Genomic DNA, 18,041 nt, shown 5'->3' with positions numbered 1-18,041 from the left:
CCGAGGAAAAAACGGTACGAAAGCCATTAAGTGGCAAGAGTAATTGTCGATGGCGGATATAAGCAGCAGACAAACCAGAGGAAACTGTATGCCTGCAGTTCAGCCATCTAAAGCACAGACCCATTATCTACCCAAAGATAATGACTATGTTTATTCTCACAACCGCTTTGGTCGTGGTTGCCATTATATTGGCCGGTTTCTGTCCCGACCGGTTTCGCTGGTCGCCGATTCGGCAACAAAGCTGTTTGCCCATGAACGGCCGGGCAAAAGCAACACGACTTCCGAGAGTGAAAAACAGAAGCAAAATGTACCACTGTGGGCCAGGAAAGTAGCCCGGGCGACTGCTGTCACGCTATTTCTGGTGCCCTCGCTGGCATTGGGAATGATGGGGTTCTCCCTGCGCATGATCGGCAATCTGTTCAGGAACGAAATTTCCCTGATTCAGTCTGCAGTTCCACCCGCCGTTTATGATCCTGAGCGGGGCCTGCATTTGATGACCTATAACATTGGCCTCATGCCCTCGTTTATCCGTAATCTGAACGACCTGCGCTCATCGCAGCAGCGCAGTCAGGAGATTGCCGAAGCATTAACCCGCAATCCTGACGTTACTCCTGATGTTGTCTGCTTCCAGGAGGCATTTGACCAGCAGGCGACGAAGCAGCTCTGTAAGGATCTCAGTGGCCACTACCATCATATTGTTCACAGTGTTGCCCCCCGTGAAACCGGATTGAGTAGTGGTCTGGCCATTGCCAGCAAATATCCCGTAAAGGAGGCAACATTCCGGCCATTCTCTGATCTGGCTGCAGAAGACCAGCTGGCCAATAAAGGATTGCTGCGGATCGTGCTGGATCTCGGTAACGACAAAACGGCCGTGGTTTATAATACGCACCTTCAGGCCAAAGACGGAAAAACCTATGAGACGATTCGCTATGAGGAGTTGCTTCAGGTAAGAGACTGGGTTGAGGAGGATAGCAATAACGACAGGCGTAATGACGTACATCATCATGGCACCTTCCTGATGGGAGACCTGAACAGTGCACGGTCAGACGAGCAGGGGGTGATGAGTAAAAAGTCGGAGTATGAAAACGCCATGCAGGCGCTGGGGGAAAAGTTTTCCAACAGTTATTACGATACCCATGATAAAGAAAATGATACCCGGTTGGCTGAGCGCAGCGAGTCATTTTTTGTCAATAGCGACCAGGATACCATCAAGCCGGAAGATCGTCAGGAGCCGAATGGCTCATGGTATCTTGGAGCCGGAAACAGAATAGATAAACCTTGGGGCAGCAGGCGCTGGAAAGAACATCCCAAGGTGGCAGGGCAGTGTATTTATGACTACCAGATGGTGTATGGGGACTCCGAAGAAAAATGGGCAACCCATGCAGAAATACGGCAAATGGGACTTGATATTGATAACAACCTGGAAAGCGGGTTATCTGACCATTTGCCAGTTTCGGTTATCTACCGGGAAACGAAAGGATTTTCTGCTGCCATTGCCGGTTTGAAGCCGGAGGATTTTAACGCCCCGGAGGTCAGGGAACTGGTTAATAAACTGAAGCATGCCTATGGTCATCAGCCCAGTGATCAGATTAGTGAGAATATACGTGATCCAGAGTTCGCAGGCGTCAATCCCTTGCGTAAAATTGCTAGACTCAGGGATCAGTACAAAAGGGAATCTTTGATTGTGAACGAGCTTAACCAGCTCGAAAAAATAGTCAGGCAAAGTATGAATCCTGTTTCCGGAACGCCTGGGTCGAACACCGGGTAAACCTCAATTTCTGAAATGCGGTTTTTTACAAGTCGTGCTTTCCAAAATCCATGTTTGTTACAATAGTTGGTCTGCAAAGGTATAACGGATTCATGCATGAGCCAGCTGTTACATCAATTACTGTTTGATCAGGCCGAAAAAACACCTCTGTCTCGGGCTTTGGGGGTGAAATCTCAGTGGTATGATTATGCTTCGGCTGCCCTGCATGTAAAAAGTGTGGCTTCAGGCTTGCAGAGTCTGGGCTTATCGAGGCACGAAAGAGTCGCTGTTTATCTGCCAAAAACCGCTGAAGCAGTATTCAGTTATTTTGGAACAACGGCGGCCGGTGGCGTCATGGTTCCTGTCAATCCGGTGTTAAAAGCACCTCAGGTGTTGCATATTCTGACGGATTGCAAGGCCAGTGTTCTGATTACTAATAAGGCTCGCTTCAAGCAGATTGAGGCCAGCCTGACCGATTGCCACGATTTGAGTCATATTGTTTTGGTGGATGGGCACTCTGAAGAGGAAAGTCGTGTTCAGGTTATTGCCTGGTCAGATTTCCTGAAGGAAGAGAATACCTGGTTTCAACCCCTCTCTATTGATATGGATATGGCCGCGATTCTCTACACCTCAGGGAGTACCGGCAAGCCCAAGGGGGTCGTGCTTTCTCATCGTAATATGGTGACCGGAGCTTATAGTGTCTCAGAATACCTCGAAAATACTCATCATGACCGACTTTTGTGTGTACTGCCGTTTAGCTTTGACTATGGTTTCAGTCAATTAACCACCGCCTTTGCCTCCGGTGCCAGCTGTTATCTGCTGGAATATCTGCTGCCCGGAGATATCATCAAACAAGTGGCTCAGCAGAACATTACCGGCCTGGCTCTGGTGCCACCCCTTTGGGTTCAGCTTTCTGAAATGAGCTGGCCTGAAGAAGCAGCAGAGAGTCTGAGGTATTTCACGAATTCTGGTGGAGCCATGCCATCGTCAACCCTGGATGCGCTTAGAAATAAATTGCCACAGGCTTCACCTTATTTAATGTATGGCCTGACAGAAGCCTTTCGATCGAGTTATCTGCCACCCGAAGACGTAGACCGTCGCCCAGGCTCCATGGGCAGAGCCATTCCCAATGCTGAATTACTGGTTATCAATGAGCGTGGACAACCCTGTAAACCCCATGAGCCGGGAGAACTGGTGCATCGGGGTAGTCTGGTGGCACTGGGCTATTGGAATGATCCTGAGCGAACCAAAGAGCGTTTCAAACCCGTGCCTTTGTCGATTCAGGAAATTCCAACCCCTGAGCTGGCTGTCTGGTCGGGTGATACTGTTACTCAGGATGAAGACGGTTATTTGTATTTCGTCGGTCGCAAAGATGACATGATCAAGACATCAGGCTATCGGGTGAGTCCCGGTGAGCTTGAAGAGCTAATGTACGCATCTGAAATGGTATTGGAAGTGGCTGCTATTGGTGTTTCCCATGACCAGCTGGGTCAGGCCATCGTACTTATCGTGGTATCTGCGACAGGTGAGCCTGTTGAAGAGAAAGCAGTTATCAAGTATTTCCAAAAACACATGCCAACCTATATGGTGCCTTTGCGGGTTATTACTCAAAGTGCCTTAGACAGAAATCCTAACGGCAAAATAGATCGAAAAGCCTTGGCTGCAGAGTATGAAAATCTGTTTGTATCCGGAGAAAATAAATGAGCAAGCAGCATGATCGTCTGCAGAGAATTTCAGTCAGGAATAATCATCTTCAGGTCGCTGGCCGTCCTGCTCAGCAGCTGGTGGCCATGGCCGACGGAACACCTTGTTACATATACGACAGAAAGTCTCTCACTGAGCGGGTACAGTCCCTGCGTTCGGTGATGCCATCTGACTTAAAGTTGCACTATGCGATCAAAGCCAATCCAATGCCCGCTGTTGTTTATCATCTGGCAGGTCTTGTGGATGGCCTGGATGTGGCTTCCCAGAGGGAAATGATGGTCGCTATAAGTTCGGGTATCGATCCTGAATCCATTAGCTTTGCCGGGCCAGCGAAGAGAGTAGAAGAACTCAGGGCTGCTGTGGCCGCCAATATCGTGATTAATGTTGAATCCAGTTTGGAACTGGAGAGGCTTTACCAGCTTTCCTCTGAGTTGCAGATAAAGCCCAAGATCGCTTTTCGCGTCAATCCTGATTTTGAACTCAAGTCTTCTGGCATGAAAATGGCCGGAGGCCCGAAGCAGTTTGGTATAGATGCAGAATTAATGCCTGACGTGTTATCCGGGTTGGATACCGAAAAAGTAGACTTTTATGGTTTTCATATTTATTCCGGGTCACAGAATCTGAATCCGGATGCGTTGATTGATGCTCACGGGAAAACATTTGAGCTGGCTGCACGACTTTGTGAGTTGGCTCCAGTCCCGGTTCCGCATGTCAACATAGGTGGCGGCTTGGGGATTCCCTATTTTCCGGGTGAGCAGGCGCTGGATGTTGTCCCTGTTGCTGATCATCTGAAAAAGCTGATGGAGGCTCGCTCGGGCCGATTAAAAAACGCCGAGATAGTCATGGAGTTAGGCCGATATCTGGTCGGTGAAGCGGGCTACTACTTCTGCCAGATTACGGATAAAAAAAAATCCAGGGGGCAAACCTACCTGATGACCGATGGCGGACTGCATCATCACCTGTCGAACTCTGGCAATTTTGGTCAGGTTATCCGTAAAAACTACCCCGTGCTGATTGCAAATCGCATCGAATCGGAAGGGAAAGAAATCGTTGAGATCGTTGGACCTTTATGCACGCCTCTGGATATTGTTGGGGCTAAGCTGGAGCTGCCTATAGCTGAAGTGGGTGATCTGGTTGTTGTACTTCAGTCGGGCGCCTACGGAGCCACGGCCAGTCCGCAGAAGTTCTTGAGTCATCCTGAAGTGAAAGAGATTTTGATTTGAGATGGGTCAGTCGATAGCAACGGGTTTGTGAATAAAACAGGTGAGGAAGTATGAAAACTGTTCAGGTAGAGGTATCGGAATTTCGAGAAAACTTGCAAGTTTGGCTTTCCCGGGTCATTAGCGGAGATAGTCTTGCCTTGTTCAGGCATGGCAAAACTGTTGCCCGTATTATCCCTGAGCCAGATGGGCGGAGTGAGGCCAGGAGCAGACTAAACAACATGGCTTCCCGGTGTCAGATGGATGATGTTATTTCCCCAATTGGGGAAAGCTGGGATGCAGAGAAGTGATCATACTTGATAAGCATGTGTTGATATTTGACGCTATTGCTCCAGAAAGGCTGTCAGTTAAAGCGAACAAAACCCTTGAAGCAGGAAGAGAAAAAGGTGAACTCGCATGCTGTGATATTTCTCTGTGGGAAATTTTTATGCTATCAGCAAAAAAAACGTCTGACCCTGCCATTGGATATTGGTGACTTTCTAAAAGATGTTATTAGTGCTAACAGGCTTCCTATATCACCAGAGATTGCAAAACTCACTTTCGGCTCTTGTTTTAGCCATAAGGATCCTGCTGATCGTCTCATTGGTGCCACCGGGGAGACCTCCGGCTAACCGATTTATGTTGTATTTGCACTGTATCCCAAATGATCTACATTACGCTGTGCGAAGCAATCTGATACGTAGAGGTACTTACAATGAGCAAGAGCCCAATGATCCGTGCCAGAATAGAACCTGATGTAAAAGAACACGCTGAGGCGATATTCAGGAAACTTGGACTGAACGCAACTGACGCAATCACTTTGTTTTATAAGCAGGTGAGTTTGTGTAATGGATTGCCTTTAGATGTTCGTATACCTAATGAAGAAACCCTGAAACTTTCGAAGATACAGACAAGGGTGTAGGTTTGACTCGATATAATTCTATGGCAGAAGTGTTTGATGATCTGGACAAAGAATGATGCTTACTCCAGTAAGGTCAAAGAAATTCAAAAAGGATTATAAAAAAGTCGAGCGCCAGGGTAGGGATATACAGAAACTTAAAAAGATTGTTCAATGACTGTTAAGGCATATCTCATTTGTTGGCCTCTTGTTTAATGCCGTCCAGAAAGCTTTCCGGCAGCCGTAAGGATATGGTCTTGGTTGAAGGCTTCAGGTTCGGCAAGGTAACAGCTTCAGCCTTGCTCCAGTCCACATAATCACTTGAGTCGTGGTGTTCCCAGAATGCCCGCTCTTGTTCCTCGGTTTTGAAATCAGGTTGTTTTCGTGTATCGCTCATAGGTCATCCTCTCTTTTCGGTGCATGTCCCTGGCCAGAGAGGCGTTTATCATTGATGCTTACGAGACTGGAGAAGCTTCTTATATTGCCAAGGCTCCAGGGGCTGTTGCCCGGGCTGAGGGCATGGGCAACGTTGCCAGGCAAGCCGAACTTTCCAGGGAGCAAAACTGTATAGCTCATTCAGCGAAGACGGAAACTCAACACTGAAAACTATCCTGAGCATTATGCAGGCTCTGGGTTTCAGTATTACTCCAAAATCTCAAAAAGCTTGTCACAGCGGGGCTGTTTCGGATCAAAAACGGACTCAGGAAGCCTGATTAATATAGCCCAACAAACTACCAACCGTTTCGAAGATTGTCGCATCGATATCATCATCTGCTACGTTGATGCCAAAAGACTCTTCCATGGCAGTGATCACACCCACTACAGCCATGGAGTCAAATGCCGGCAAAGCGCCCAGTAACTCAGTAGATTCGTCAAAGTCGCTGGTATCGACCTCAAGAATATCTGATAAAAGGGACTTAAGTTCTTGAATTTTTTCCATATGATTTACTCAATGCTGTCAACTTTCTTGGCTAAAGGATAATAAAAAATGGTCGTAAATTTAAAAAGTTTTTTTGGAGAGAGAAAGGAAAAATCAATGCAGGATGTAGCCTAGTCCAAAAAAAACTATAGACAATAATATGTATGAAAGCTGCCTTCGTAATTTCTTTTTTGTTTTTTTTGTTTTTTCTCTGGGGTCTTCTACATGCTGTCCAAAGCCAGTATGCAGGACTGCATCATTCTCAAGAATAACAGCGTAATATCCTTTGGCTGCATAATGTATTGATAGAGCCTTCTCGCTAGGAAAGTTATCATAAGCGGTTATTGCTCTGTAATCCGAAACCCTTCGTAGCCCTGGATTAAACGAAAAACCTTGCCACTCTTTTTTATCTGAATTTATCCTGTAAAAGTGGTTTTGACCAATAGACTCTCTCTCGCCTAGAGAATGGTAAGGACTATGTATACTAATATCGTGATAGAAGCTCCTTAACCACACCTGCAAAACATGTGAATTACTTTCTAGGATTTGAAGTGAATCTTCAATATAACCTGGACGATAAAAACTCCAATCATCTTCGCAATGAAAGATATATTTAGTATCTACTTTTAAATAAGCCTTATCAATAGACTTTATTTGACCTAGTTTTTTTTTGTTTATTATGATGTCAGTGTATGGTTTTATTTCTTCTGGTATATAGTTAGTTATTTTATCGGAGCCGGAGTCTTCTATAACAATTAGTCTTTTTATAGGATAAGTATTGGTGTCAAGAAAAGATTTTATTGTCTCTTTGAGGTGAGAAAAACGACCACAACTAGTAATAACAACGGTCACATTACTATCATCAGAAAATGAAAATTTCATAAAAATCCTGATAGGTTAACTGTATTTTTTGGAAGTGGGAAAGGTCTTTGCTGTAAGGCCATCGAGTATTGCCAAAGGAAACCAAAAAAGCAGCCATTCAATACCTGGGTTTGTGTATAGTTTACTTCCATCAAATAAAAAACAGACTGATGCAGCCACAAAGCCATAAAGCCATGGGTTAGGTTTACTAATAAATAAAAGAAGGGCCTTCGTTTGTAAAGCTAATATACAAATTAAGCTGAGTATACCGAAGTAAATAAGTTGAGAACTATAAATGCTGTGAGGGTGATTGATAGCTACACCATTATTTAAAACTGAGGAAAGCTCGTAATTTATTCCACACCCAAATAGAAAATTACAGTTTTTTAAATATTCAGAGATTGTAATAATATAGAGCTCAATTCTATGGCTAGAACCTCTTTCAATTAATCTGTCAAAGATTCCTAGTCTTAATGCCAAAAATAATAAAGAGATAATTGCTGCAAAAGCTATAGCTATTCTTATTTTTTCTTTTATGTTTTGAGACGAAAATAAAATAAAAATAGACAAAGCTAAAAAAGCACCGAGATAACCGGCAAGCCCAGTTCTAGTTTGAAGTAAGACCTGCATACTTATCGATAATATAAGAATAATAACTGAAATCAGGTATTTTTTCTTATCGATTAGTATGGCTATACCAGTCGTTGTAAAAAATGTTAAAAGCATAGATGCCATTATGGGATTACCAAGACGAAATATCATATGTAAATTCGGTCTGGAAGATAACGGATATCCTTTGATGAATAGATGAACAAAGAAAAGAGCTAAAGAAAACAGTAGTGAAGCAAACATCATTAAAATAGCCAGTTTCTCTATGTCTATAACATTCTCTCTAACTAATGTGCTGGCTACAACCCAAAATGATACAAGATAGATAAAATACTTTATCGCTTTCACTGGGTTGTGAGGGGTTGTAACGAATAACATTATCGTTAATGAAATTAAAGCAATAGGGAATAGTGATCCTGTCGAATAAAAGGTTCGACCTTTTGTTAAAAGAGATAATAAAAAGGGCAGCAAGACCATAGAATAAAAAAAATTGTTGCCAGTTTTATTTGATATAGGGAATAGAAAGCTGATCAGAAAAAAAATGAGTCCAAAAGTTATGAACTTTATTATTTTTAACGACCATTTGTTTTGCTCGGGAAATTTTATTTTTGATGTGTAAACCATAATATGGAAATACCATAGGCCAGCTAGTTATTAGTTTGTTCAATCCTGTGGGAAATGACATAATTCTATATAAAAGAGTAAATACTATTGAATGATCTTTAAATATAATTGAACTGCTAGTGAATGATGTGTATCAGAAGCTCTGGCACAATGAAGTGAAAAAAGAATGAATAAAGGCCATACGATGTAGATAGACAAATCTGCGCTGGTTACAATATTTTTTGCCCCAGAAAAATTTTAAATTCTAGTCAAAGAGTGATCATAATCGTGCCATTTTTGTTAAAGGGTAAATCGAATAAGTGGTATGAATAATCGATTTCATGTGGCAGGAAGTTCATAGCTAAATCGCTTGATGCCAAAAATTGCTTTAGTTACTTTTTTTCTTAGGGGTGGAGCTAAGGCTTCGGCAATTTTCTTACCTATTTTATCGAAAGAATATTCCCTTTCAGCTAATATCTGACCGTTTACGGATATAGACAAAGCTTTTTCTGGTTTTTTTCTTAGTATATTAAGCTTATGTTTCAGCTCATCCAAAGAACTGTAGAGAACTATATTTTCCATATCAACAAACCCAAGAGCCTGATTTTCATCCTCACCTTGGTTATATGAAAAAAGAACACATCCACATGCCATGGCTTCGAAGTTTTTAATCATGTACTCTCCAAAACCAATATCGGCACTGATAAAGAATTTAATTCTATTTAGGGCTTTACAGTAATCTTCTCCTGAAGCTGTACGTACGATCTGAAGGTTTTCTTCCTCTTTTAGTTGGAGTAACCATTTTTTGCGTAGCCTATAAGTTTTATGTTCAATGCTTCCAAGAAATGCCAATTCAATATCACGTTCGAGTTTTTTATTTGAAAGAAGTTTTTGATCATACCCCTTTGGTACGAAAACAGCATCAAAGTTTTCAGATTGAAGTTTTTTTGTCACAGAATAGCCTGAGCTTATAATTCTTGACCAAGGTAATGCCCGATAGTGTTTGCTAAATTTCCCTTTGTATTTGCAGTCTATGTAATTTTGATAAGCATCATGCTCGAGAATAACCAAATTAGGAATAGTCCTAATAAATGAAACTTGTTGTATTTCTTTTTTGAAACGAAGAAAAAATACTATCCGATCATACTCTTGATAAGAGATCCTTGAGAAGAAATCTTTTAAGCTGCTCTGCTCTGTGGCGGTCATTTTGTAGATGGTTAAATCGCTAACCTCTCTTTCTATAGCCTCATATAGAGTATCTAAAATAACCCTCTGTTCTTTTTGAACTAGTAATAGTGTCTTCATTTAGATGTTTTCTCTATTGTAAAACTTACATAAAGATCTAGCGATATGAAGGTCTCTTTCAGTATTAATGTCAAAGAATTCATTCTCTGGAAGTGAAAATAAATATGGTGTTTTTCCGAAAAAGTATTTATTTCTGAGCATATCATCTCTTTGTTGAATGAAAATTCCACCATCTTGCATATAATATGGTTCTATATCTTTAGCCAGAGTATGTTTTTCCTGATATGGGTTATAATTAAGTGGTTTTTTTTCAGTGCTCCATAGATGCTCTTGTAGTGAAATAACTGATAATAGTGAATTATAACCATGTTTTTTTGATTTAATAAAATCTTCTATGGCCAAGTCATAGGTACTTGGGGTAATTGATGGATTGGTGCAGTGTGCCCATATAATTAAGTCAGTCTCAATAAGTGAAAACATGTTTTCAATCATTTCGTTTTCACTGCTTTTTTTTTCATCACAGTAATAATTTTCTCTTTTTATTGTTTCTGCTCCGCAATAAACTGAATGACGAAGAATTTTTTCATAATCTGATCCTATCGATATTTTGACACTTGCTTAACTGGAGTATTTTTCTTGCAAGTCAGCTATGATCTCTTAAAATTGCAAAGCCTTATTTTTACCCTTAAAATTCCTTAGTGGGCTTCTGTAACTACTGTTTTTTTCATTGGTATGCCTTGTTAAAAATCAAATGAATTTTGAGAAATTTACTTTTTCTAGAATTTTATTACTAAGCTTGCTGTTCTCAGAGAAGTTATAAAATCGTACACCTGTCTTTTTAGTCACTGTGTTCTGTGTTTAGGAACTTAAATGAAGGTTCTATGAAACGACTAAAACTATCATCTAGCGTCGAAGGGAGTGCTTTTTCACTCTTTTCATAGAAACGTTCTGTACCCTGTAAATCTAAACCTGAAAAGAATATCTTTTTACCTCCCATATAATGGGCTATTTGTGCAGCAGCATAAGGTATGGTTCTTGCGGAAAAGTAGCCTTTCGTAATATCAGTAGAAAACCCCAGAGTTCTTTTTTTAGCACTAAATATTGCTGTTCTACTCTGGTATATATTGTCGTCAAAAAAACCTTTTATATAGTTAATTAGTGGGCTTTCTTTAGTTTCCGGTTTTTTTGATCGTTTAAAGATAACTATAAACTTATTGGACTTAGTAAACCTGGGGTGGTTTTTATATAGAAAAGTTAAAATGTCGGGTGAAACAAAACTTACTTTAGAATTGCTGATGCCTTCTAATACTAGCTCAGTTCTTTTTTGTGCGACGTTCAGGTCATCTATCACGAAGTAATCAGGTTTAATATCAGATTTAAGTAATAACTGAGCTGATCCGTTGACTGCAAAAAATGTAAAGTTATGGAGCTTTGTGGGATCTATATCAGTAGCAGAAGGTCCTGACGCCAATATAAGGACATTATTATTTATGCCTCGTCAGCAAAATCTGTGGGGCATTTCTGGTTCGGGCAGGTTGCCCAGTGCATGATATAAAGCGATTTCTGCACATCTATAGGTTCTGAAACCATACGATTTTCTCGTAGTGAGTTTTATCTTGGTGTTCAGACCTTCCACAATTCCGCTGGAAAATGCTTTTTTTGCCCTGAACCAATTCAGGATCAGTGGCCTGTGCCGCCGAACAGTTTTAGCTACTTTCTTCATCGGCTCTATCTTTGACCGCATGACTCTTGTACACCACCGGTCCAGATACTTTCCTGCCCAGTGTGGTGATATGTAACCCCAGAACACTTGAAACTCCTCTCTGAGCAGATAGCCCCTGACACTTTTGAGATTATACTGAAGCACTGTATTTAACTTGATCTCTTCTTTCTCGGTCAGGTTTTCCTTCCGTTTCAGCAGACACCAACGGGTCTTTTTCAAAACAGGCTCATAGCCATCAGCCTGAAGCTGTTTGTGTTCTGATGCCCTGACCTCATCGATGGCCTTGTTCAGCATGGCCACAATGTGAAATCGATCCAGAATATGCAGCGCCTGATTGGCAAACTCGGCGATCGCCTTTACATAGGGCTTCCACATGTCAGAGCAGACATACCTCAGTTGTTGACTACGCTCAGGGCCAAAAAAGAAGAAAAAGTTTCTAATTGTGGCTTCAGTACGATCCTGACCAACCCATAATAGCCGGGTGCAACTGCGATCAATCTGATAAACCACTGTCAGGTATTTATGTCCGACCTGGTAAGCCACTTCATCAACGCCAATGGCCTTGATATTGTCGAGTGAACGATGCGCTTTGCCCCACTCAACCATGTACTCCACAGCATGAAATACTTTCTCCCATGAGGTATTGAAAGTACTGGCAACCTCTTTCCAAGACAGCTTTCTGGCCCAGTTTGCCAGAAATTGCATATAGGCTTTGGTCAGCTCCTTCTTACCTTCAGCCCATGGGACTTGCTCAACCTTTACGCCGCACGTCTTACATTCCACCCGGCGCATTCTATAGAGCAAGAAAACTCTGATTCCCCAGAGAGGAACAAACTCGAAACGACGCTCAGAAAGATGATCGTAGCCCGGAGCAGGTTTCTGGCATCCTGAGCAGATAGCGTGACTGTTCTTTCGTGGAACAACGGCTACATTGAATACTTCAGAGCCTTGGTAGAAGCCAAGTTTCACATCCTGATAAACAAATGACTTGAGTTTATGAACTTTATTGAGGATAGTTTTTATTAGCATCAGCGGTGTCTCTTGTGGTTATTTTGTCTGCTAACAAAAAAACTATCAAAAATCAGCCGCTGGTGCTTCTACCTATCAAATTGACTCATTTTTACCCACAGATATCCCTGAAGAGCCTTATTTATAGAGTCTTTAAGGTAAATTGGATTATCAAGACTAATCTTGTTTTTTTTGTTGTTAGAAATGAAATAAGGTTTTCCATTCTTGGAATAGTCTAGGTTGAATTGTATGCTCATGCTGATCACTATTACTTCTAACTATTTTTATATTATCTTCTTAGGGTTGTTGAATTTTTATCTTGAGATCTTTCAAACTTTTCACGTGACTCTCAGTAATTATGAAAAACAATGATGTTATTCATTTATCCTAAAAAGATGCTAGAAAAAATAAATGAGAAAAGGTGTTTTCAAAAGTATAGAGAGATTATTGCTGTTTTTAGCATGTTATTAGCCCTGTAAGCATTTAGTTTATTTTCCAATGGTTGACAGAGCCCATAAAATCTTCTGCAGTAATCTCTAAACTGAATCTTTGTAGCGCTAGCTGATATATTCCATTGTTTTCACTTTGGTAAAGCTCCAGAAGTGTGTTCGCTATGCTCTCAGTGTCTCCTGTTGGGAATAGATTACTTTTAAGAATTTCACCAGGCCCTCCACAGTTTGATGAAGCCACAGGTATACCTGCTGCCATAGCCTCAAGAACTACCATGCCAAAGGGTTCATGATCTGAAGTAAGGATAAAACTATTGAATGCTTTGAAATATTTATAAGCATCTGGGACAACTCCAGTAAAGATAACCTTTTTCTGAATGTTTTCTTTTTTAGCTAACTTTTTCAGATCACTCTCCAGTTTTCCTTTACCAATAATAACCAGAGATGCATCTGGCATTGATTTTACGGCTCTGGCAAAAGCTTTGATTAAAGAGGCCTGGTCCTTATCAGGGTGCAAGCGACCAACATTACCAAAAATGTAGCCGTCTGCTGGCAACCCAAGTAGTTTTCTGGATTCTTCTCTTGACAACTGTTTGTCTTGGATTGCTTTTATATCAATATGATTATATTGATATCTGATTTGTCCCGAAGGAAAAAATGGCAGGGCTTGCTTGATATTATTGCAAACAGCGTTTGATACCCCAAGAAGAAAGAGTCGTTTCCTGTTGAGATAAGCGAAGGCGCGTCGCCTCCAGCGATTGAATACACCAAAGGCATGACAAACGCCAATAACAGGTATTTCGGGAAGATGGCAGGCAATGTAAATAGCTTTATAACGTTGAGCTACAACAAATTCTGGAGTGGTCTCATTATATATTTCCTTTACCTGAGCGATCTGTTTTCTTTTAGCGCCTCTTAAGTCTTCTGAACTATTTTCCAGAAAAATCACTTTATCAGAGTCTGTATAGCGGGCTATTTTGCTGTCTTTTTTGCCGGTAAGAAAGACAGTTAGTACTTTGTAGTTGAGTTTTTTCAGGAGTCGGGTGTACTGTCTGGCAATATCATGGAAGGGCATGTCATATCCATGACAGAGCTGAAGCACCCATCGTTCTTTCGTTTTACTGGTCATTAATGAAAAAACTCATGCATCTGTAATAAATAATTGTTTTGCGACAGGATAATTCACCCAATTACGGGCAAACCTTTCAATATCTTTTTTATGCAGGCGTTGGAAGCATTTTTCTGTTTTGCAAATAATGGCTTGATCAAGATCTATTGTCATCATTCGTTCTGGCGTCAACATAAAGTTGGTAGCTTTCATATCACCATGAAAAACTCTGCCACTCTTTAGTGCTTCAATAATATCCAGAAGCTTCTGGGCCTGCTTCTGGACAAAAGGCGTAGCTTCTTCCTGTTGCGTAAAAAATGAAAGTGCATCCCGGGCTTCGACGTATTCTGTTATCAGGTAGCTGCAGGTAATAAACCGACCTATTCTGTACTCGAGCAATGCAATAGGCTTGGGTGTGTCAACTCCCAGAAGGCGCAGCAGGTAGTGAGCAATGTACCAGGCATTGCGCGCACGAGACTGTCTGAATCCACGTACGTATTTATGAATGAGACCTTTCTTGCTTTTGTAGCGTTTAACAAAAACCTTTCTGCCGTTGTCCAGCAATACAACGGCAACGGTATTAGTTCGACCTCGCTTGAGTACCTGGCCTGAGTTGATAAAAGCATCAGGGCTGTTAAGAAAAGTATTGAGAGCGTCGCTGTACTCGGTTCGATCAATTACCTGGAACCGTCTGAAGCTGGATTTGGCTATGAAGTCTGTACAAGTCCTGAATACTTTTTCAAGATAACGCTCTCGCCATCTTCTCTTCTCGCGTATTGCGGTTTCAAAATCATAACGATCAACTTTAATCGGATTGATGGCCAGATAATCAGGCAGGCACTGCAGCGACAGCCTGTCATACTTTGGAAAAAGTACGGAGAGAAAAAGCGCCAGGTTATCCAGAGCTTTTCGAGGGTGTGCTGTCATTGACAGATGCTGTGTACCACCACCATCAATCAGGTAGAGTTGATGGCCTGCCACCAGAAAGTTATCAAGATGAGGGTCATTATGGATTATTTTCTGACGGTGCAGCCTGGCAATCGCTGTTACCACTTGTTTCAGATAGCTGAAGCGCTGAGCTTCAGATAAATTGCTTCGCCAGAGTTCATCCAGTGACTGGCTCTTATCCAGAAACTTAGTCGTAATAAAGGCAAAACCATCTGCCTGACACTGATTCAGTATGCTCGGCGTGGACACTCCTGCTTGCTGAAAACCTTCAATACCTGCAAGCTCTCTACGAAAGTGTCGTTTTGCTGAAGAACCAATAAAACATTTCAACAATACCGTTTGATCATCCAATAAAGCCTTGGCTACAAGTCGTTTACCGGGTAACCAGCGAAAGTTGGTAAGTATATTGATTGGTCCATGGCCAGGCAGCTCAAGTGAGAAGGGTATTGAAGGAGGGGCCGCCCTGCTGACAAGTTCATTAAAATGAATTGGGCTCATTCCCTGCCCTCAAAGAAGCCCAGTATCTTTGTAATGAGCTTTTTGTCACTCTTATTCAGTTGGTTGACTCCGGCATATTGCTTATAAAAAGAGAGCCGCTGGCTTTGACTGAGCACTTCTTTTGCTACCTTATCAAGGCAAGCCAAGTCTTTTACGATATTTCTCCTCAGCAACCAGCCGGACATCTGTGCACCGGCAGGGCAATCGATCAGAGCTATTACAGGGTTTTCTGTTTTCGTAACAAGAATATTTCGCCACTTTAAGTCAGTGTGAATAAAATTATTATCGTGCAGCTTTTTGGTGACAGCGGCAACTTGACTGATAACAATACCCATCCATTGACGGCTATAAAGTTGTGGTAGATCCTGATCTACCAGCATTTTCAAATTCCAGGTGTTTTCAACTTCCCGGGTAATCAAAGCACCTCTGGTCATTACTCCATGCTTCTTTTCTTCTCCATAAGCGACTACAGGAGCTGCCGGTACACCAATTTCATGAAAAAACAGCATATTTTCCCACTCTGCCTTAATACGGCTGCGCCCGATGTAGCGTCTGAGTCCTTTGCCAGCCCTGGTATAGCGTTTCACATAATAGCCGGTGTTATCTATCTCAACTCTTCGGACATTGCTAAGGGTGTCCTGTGTGACGTGCTGACCAGAAAGGGCAAAAACTTTGTCGAGATTTGAAAAGGCCGCAGCAGCTGAAGAGTTTTGATACTCCTGACTTACTGTCCAATCGGATTTTGTCAGCATTTATGTCCCATTTCTTTTTGGCGCATTCGCTTGTACAGTTTTGTCGTTTTCATTTCTGCTGTTTTTCACCGGTTCAGATATTGTGCCAGAGCTTCTCTCAAAGGCATGCTGTTTCACGCCTCTGGTATATCGTTTCAGGTAGTAGCCTTTATCACCAATCTCAATACGGCACATTGAGCTGATAATATCCCGGGTGGTTTCGCACCAATCACGGTATGAGTGCTCTCGAGCGAAGCGACTGCATTGCCAACCGGTGTGTTATTACAGGATTTCGTCAGTGTTCAACTGGATGACTTTGGCTCCTGTTGCCAAGGGGCAGTTATTTGCCTTTGACAGAGAGAGTTATGGCTCTTATATGTTAGGGGTTTTGCCACTTGAAGCGAACTCTGTGGAAATTAGAAGTGTGAGGTAGCTTTTTGTTGTATTGAAGGCGTCCAGAGATAATACCGGGAAAAATGCCTATTGCTTGAGAGAATTGGCTGATAGCAGCTTTAGTGAAAACCCCTTCTTTCAAGAAAGCAGAGTATTCACTTTCAGGAATTAATATTGTCTGTGCAAATTTATCTGCTTCAGACTCTTGTCTGATATATTGTTGATCTTTAGAATCATTTTCCAAGAATGTAATTCTTTTATCATGTAGCAAAATGTGTCCAATTTCATGCAATAAACTAAACCAAAATATATCAGACCAACTACCTCTCATAGACATCATTATTACCGCCTTGCTTTTGCCTATCCAGTAAGTTGCACCTGTAGTATAAGTTTTTGAGAAATGCGGGATGACAACTAATGCTATGCCACAATCGGCAAGTAAATTACTCAGCTTTTCTAACAGAGTATTCGGCTCTGTTTCAAAAGTAAGCTCTCTCAAAACTGGGAGAGATTGCTGAAGTTTTACTTTATCAAACTGCCTGACTTCTGTTTTGGATGCAAGAACATGGCCAGCTCTAAGCCAAGCTGCCAGAGCTTCATGAGAAGTACTTTCTTTCTTATTCTGCCTGAATGCAGGAGCGTATTCCTTCACAGAAGTAATATGGAAGAGCGAGGAAACACCAAAAAATTTTCGGAGTTCTTTGACTTTCTCCAAAGGTTTTCTTGTTTTTTCAACAAGGCCTAATTTTGCTATCTCTGTATATGGGTAGGCAGAAGCTAATTGTAGCTCGTCTTCTGCCTTCTTTTCATCTGCATCCCTTGCCATTACCAAGCGATATTCGGACTCAAGATTGCTCCAGAAATACGCAGGCACACCGACAACTTGCTCAAGCTGAAGAGCGGTTTCTGGTGTGATAGCCTTTTCTCCTTTGAGAATCTCATTGATGGCTTGAGGAGGTCGACCCATTCTACGAGCTAGCTCTGCTTGGGTAATATCCATCTCTTCAAGCACTTCCTCCAAATACTCACCTGGGGGAATGGCCAAATCGGACACGTAAGTCTGTTCAGTCATCATAGTGCTTGCTCACTTCTTCAATCATTGCGATATTCAGCGTGTCACCTTCGACGGTGAATATCAGTCTATAAAAACCCGTCAGATTAATAGCATACTGCCCTTTTCTGTCCCCCTTGAGAGGGTGACATTTTAAGACTGACAATCTCATTAGATCATCAAGACTACCTGCTGCTTTGATCGTGTTGATACGAAGAATGTACTTCCGCGCAACCTGATCACCAAACTCTCTAACTGCCTGATTACTCTTCAAAAAGCACTTTTTAAGCTTGTTGCTTCGGAACTTGACTACCAAACCGAGACACCGTAAGTATAGACACAACTTA

At 41.8% G+C, this 18,041-nt stretch carries 20 protein-coding genes; 6 read left to right on the top strand and 14 right to left on the bottom strand.

Features of this window, described 5'->3' with window-relative positions:
- The first annotated feature begins 88 nt into the window (after positions 1–88).
- The 6 genes from ACOMG9_RS23055 (at position 89) to ACOMG9_RS23030 (ending at position 5,572) form a co-directional block, all read left to right on the top strand.
- Positions 89–1,768, top strand: coding sequence for an endonuclease/exonuclease/phosphatase family protein (locus ACOMG9_RS23055; RefSeq protein WP_448218801.1), 1,680 nt, complete (start codon positions 89–91; stop codon positions 1,766–1,768).
- 96 nt (positions 1,769–1,864) lie between these two features.
- Positions 1,865–3,451: an acyl-CoA ligase (AMP-forming), exosortase A system-associated gene (locus ACOMG9_RS23050; protein WP_448218802.1), complete on the top strand. Its 1,587-nt coding sequence runs from the start codon at positions 1,865–1,867 to the stop codon at positions 3,449–3,451.
- The gene (locus ACOMG9_RS23045) at positions 3,448–4,674 is read left to right on the top strand and encodes a pyridoxal-dependent decarboxylase, exosortase A system-associated (protein WP_494529494.1); all 1,227 of its coding nucleotides are present in this window, start codon (positions 3,448–3,450) and stop codon (positions 4,672–4,674) included. Before ACOMG9_RS23050 ends, ACOMG9_RS23045 begins: the two co-directional genes overlap by 4 nt.
- A gap of 50 nt (positions 4,675–4,724) precedes the next feature.
- Complete coding sequence (locus tag ACOMG9_RS23040) at positions 4,725–4,961, top strand: type II toxin-antitoxin system Phd/YefM family antitoxin (protein ID WP_494529493.1); 237 nt, start codon at positions 4,725–4,727, stop codon at positions 4,959–4,961.
- Positions 4,958–5,146, top strand: a complete 189-nt coding sequence (locus ACOMG9_RS23035) for a PIN domain-containing protein (protein ID WP_494529492.1) — start codon at positions 4,958–4,960, stop codon at positions 5,144–5,146. Before ACOMG9_RS23040 ends, ACOMG9_RS23035 begins: the two co-directional genes overlap by 4 nt.
- A 219-nt stretch (positions 5,147–5,365) precedes the next feature.
- Entirely contained in the window at positions 5,366–5,572 is a 207-nt protein-coding gene (locus tag ACOMG9_RS23030) for a type II toxin-antitoxin system RelB/DinJ family antitoxin (protein ID WP_494529491.1), read from the top strand.
- Between the two features lie 169 nt (positions 5,573–5,741).
- On the opposite strand, the gene ACOMG9_RS23025 is transcribed toward ACOMG9_RS23030, so the two are convergent.
- The 14 genes from ACOMG9_RS23025 to ACOMG9_RS22960 all read right to left on the bottom strand — a co-directional run bounded on the left by ACOMG9_RS23025 (position 5,742) and on the right by ACOMG9_RS22960 (position 17,866).
- The gene (locus ACOMG9_RS23025) at positions 5,742–5,945 is read right to left on the bottom strand and encodes a BrnA antitoxin family protein (RefSeq protein WP_494529490.1); all 204 of its coding nucleotides are present in this window, start codon (positions 5,943–5,945) and stop codon (positions 5,742–5,744) included.
- The gene (locus ACOMG9_RS23020; RefSeq protein ID WP_494529489.1) at positions 5,942–6,088 is read right to left on the bottom strand and encodes a hypothetical protein; all 147 of its coding nucleotides are present in this window, start codon (positions 6,086–6,088) and stop codon (positions 5,942–5,944) included. Before ACOMG9_RS23020 ends, ACOMG9_RS23025 begins: the two co-directional genes overlap by 4 nt.
- Before the next feature lie 160 nt (positions 6,089–6,248).
- Positions 6,249–6,488 carry an acyl carrier protein gene (locus ACOMG9_RS23015; protein ID WP_422409947.1) on the bottom strand — a complete coding sequence of 80 codons (240 nt, stop codon included), beginning with the start codon at positions 6,486–6,488 and terminating at the stop codon, positions 6,249–6,251.
- A 93-nt stretch (positions 6,489–6,581) separates the two neighbouring features.
- On the bottom strand, positions 6,582–7,349 hold the full coding sequence (locus tag ACOMG9_RS23010; RefSeq protein ID WP_494529488.1) for a glycosyltransferase: 768 nt from the start codon (positions 7,347–7,349) through the stop codon (positions 6,582–6,584).
- A 15-nt stretch (positions 7,350–7,364) separates the two neighbouring features.
- Positions 7,365–8,561 carry a hypothetical protein gene (locus tag ACOMG9_RS23005; protein ID WP_494529487.1) on the bottom strand — a complete coding sequence of 399 codons (1,197 nt, stop codon included), beginning with the start codon at positions 8,559–8,561 and terminating at the stop codon, positions 7,365–7,367.
- Between the two features lie 318 nt (positions 8,562–8,879).
- The gene (locus tag ACOMG9_RS23000) at positions 8,880–9,845 is read right to left on the bottom strand and encodes a glycosyltransferase family protein (protein ID WP_494529486.1); all 966 of its coding nucleotides are present in this window, start codon (positions 9,843–9,845) and stop codon (positions 8,880–8,882) included.
- Positions 9,846–10,277, bottom strand: coding sequence for a hypothetical protein (locus ACOMG9_RS22995; RefSeq protein ID WP_494529485.1), 432 nt, complete (start codon positions 10,275–10,277; stop codon positions 9,846–9,848).
- A gap of 346 nt (positions 10,278–10,623) precedes the next feature.
- On the bottom strand, positions 10,624–11,277 hold the full coding sequence (locus tag ACOMG9_RS22990) for a WaaZ-like lipopolysaccharide core biosynthesis protein (protein WP_494530403.1): 654 nt from the start codon (positions 11,275–11,277) through the stop codon (positions 10,624–10,626).
- A 6-nt stretch (positions 11,278–11,283) separates the two neighbouring features.
- A complete protein-coding gene (locus tag ACOMG9_RS22985; RefSeq protein WP_448216754.1) occupies positions 11,284–12,537 on the bottom strand; it encodes an ISL3 family transposase in 1,254 nt (417 codons plus the stop codon).
- Between the two features lie 462 nt (positions 12,538–12,999).
- Positions 13,000–14,094 (bottom strand): glycosyltransferase, encoded by a 1,095-nt coding sequence (locus ACOMG9_RS22980; RefSeq protein WP_494529484.1) that lies wholly within the window; start codon positions 14,092–14,094, stop codon positions 13,000–13,002.
- A gap of 12 nt (positions 14,095–14,106) precedes the next feature.
- Complete coding sequence (locus ACOMG9_RS22975) at positions 14,107–15,519, bottom strand: lipopolysaccharide kinase InaA family protein (protein WP_494529483.1); 1,413 nt, start codon at positions 15,517–15,519, stop codon at positions 14,107–14,109.
- Positions 15,516–16,271: a lipopolysaccharide kinase InaA family protein gene (locus ACOMG9_RS22970; protein WP_494529482.1), complete on the bottom strand. Its 756-nt coding sequence runs from the start codon at positions 16,269–16,271 to the stop codon at positions 15,516–15,518. Before ACOMG9_RS22970 ends, ACOMG9_RS22975 begins: the two co-directional genes overlap by 4 nt.
- Before the next feature lie 358 nt (positions 16,272–16,629).
- Entirely contained in the window at positions 16,630–17,718 is a 1,089-nt protein-coding gene (locus ACOMG9_RS22965) for a HigA family addiction module antitoxin (RefSeq protein ID WP_448218815.1), read from the bottom strand.
- Entirely contained in the window at positions 17,708–17,866 is a 159-nt protein-coding gene (locus ACOMG9_RS22960; protein ID WP_448218816.1) for a hypothetical protein, read from the bottom strand. The genes ACOMG9_RS22965 and ACOMG9_RS22960 overlap by 11 nt, the downstream gene beginning before the upstream one ends.
- Between the last annotated feature and the right edge of the window lie 175 nt (positions 17,867–18,041).

The sequence above is a fragment of the Endozoicomonas sp. PH6C genome (assembly GCF_059322965.1).
Note: the sequence above shows the minus strand (reverse complement) of the source record. Positions and strands in the feature narration are given on the sequence as shown.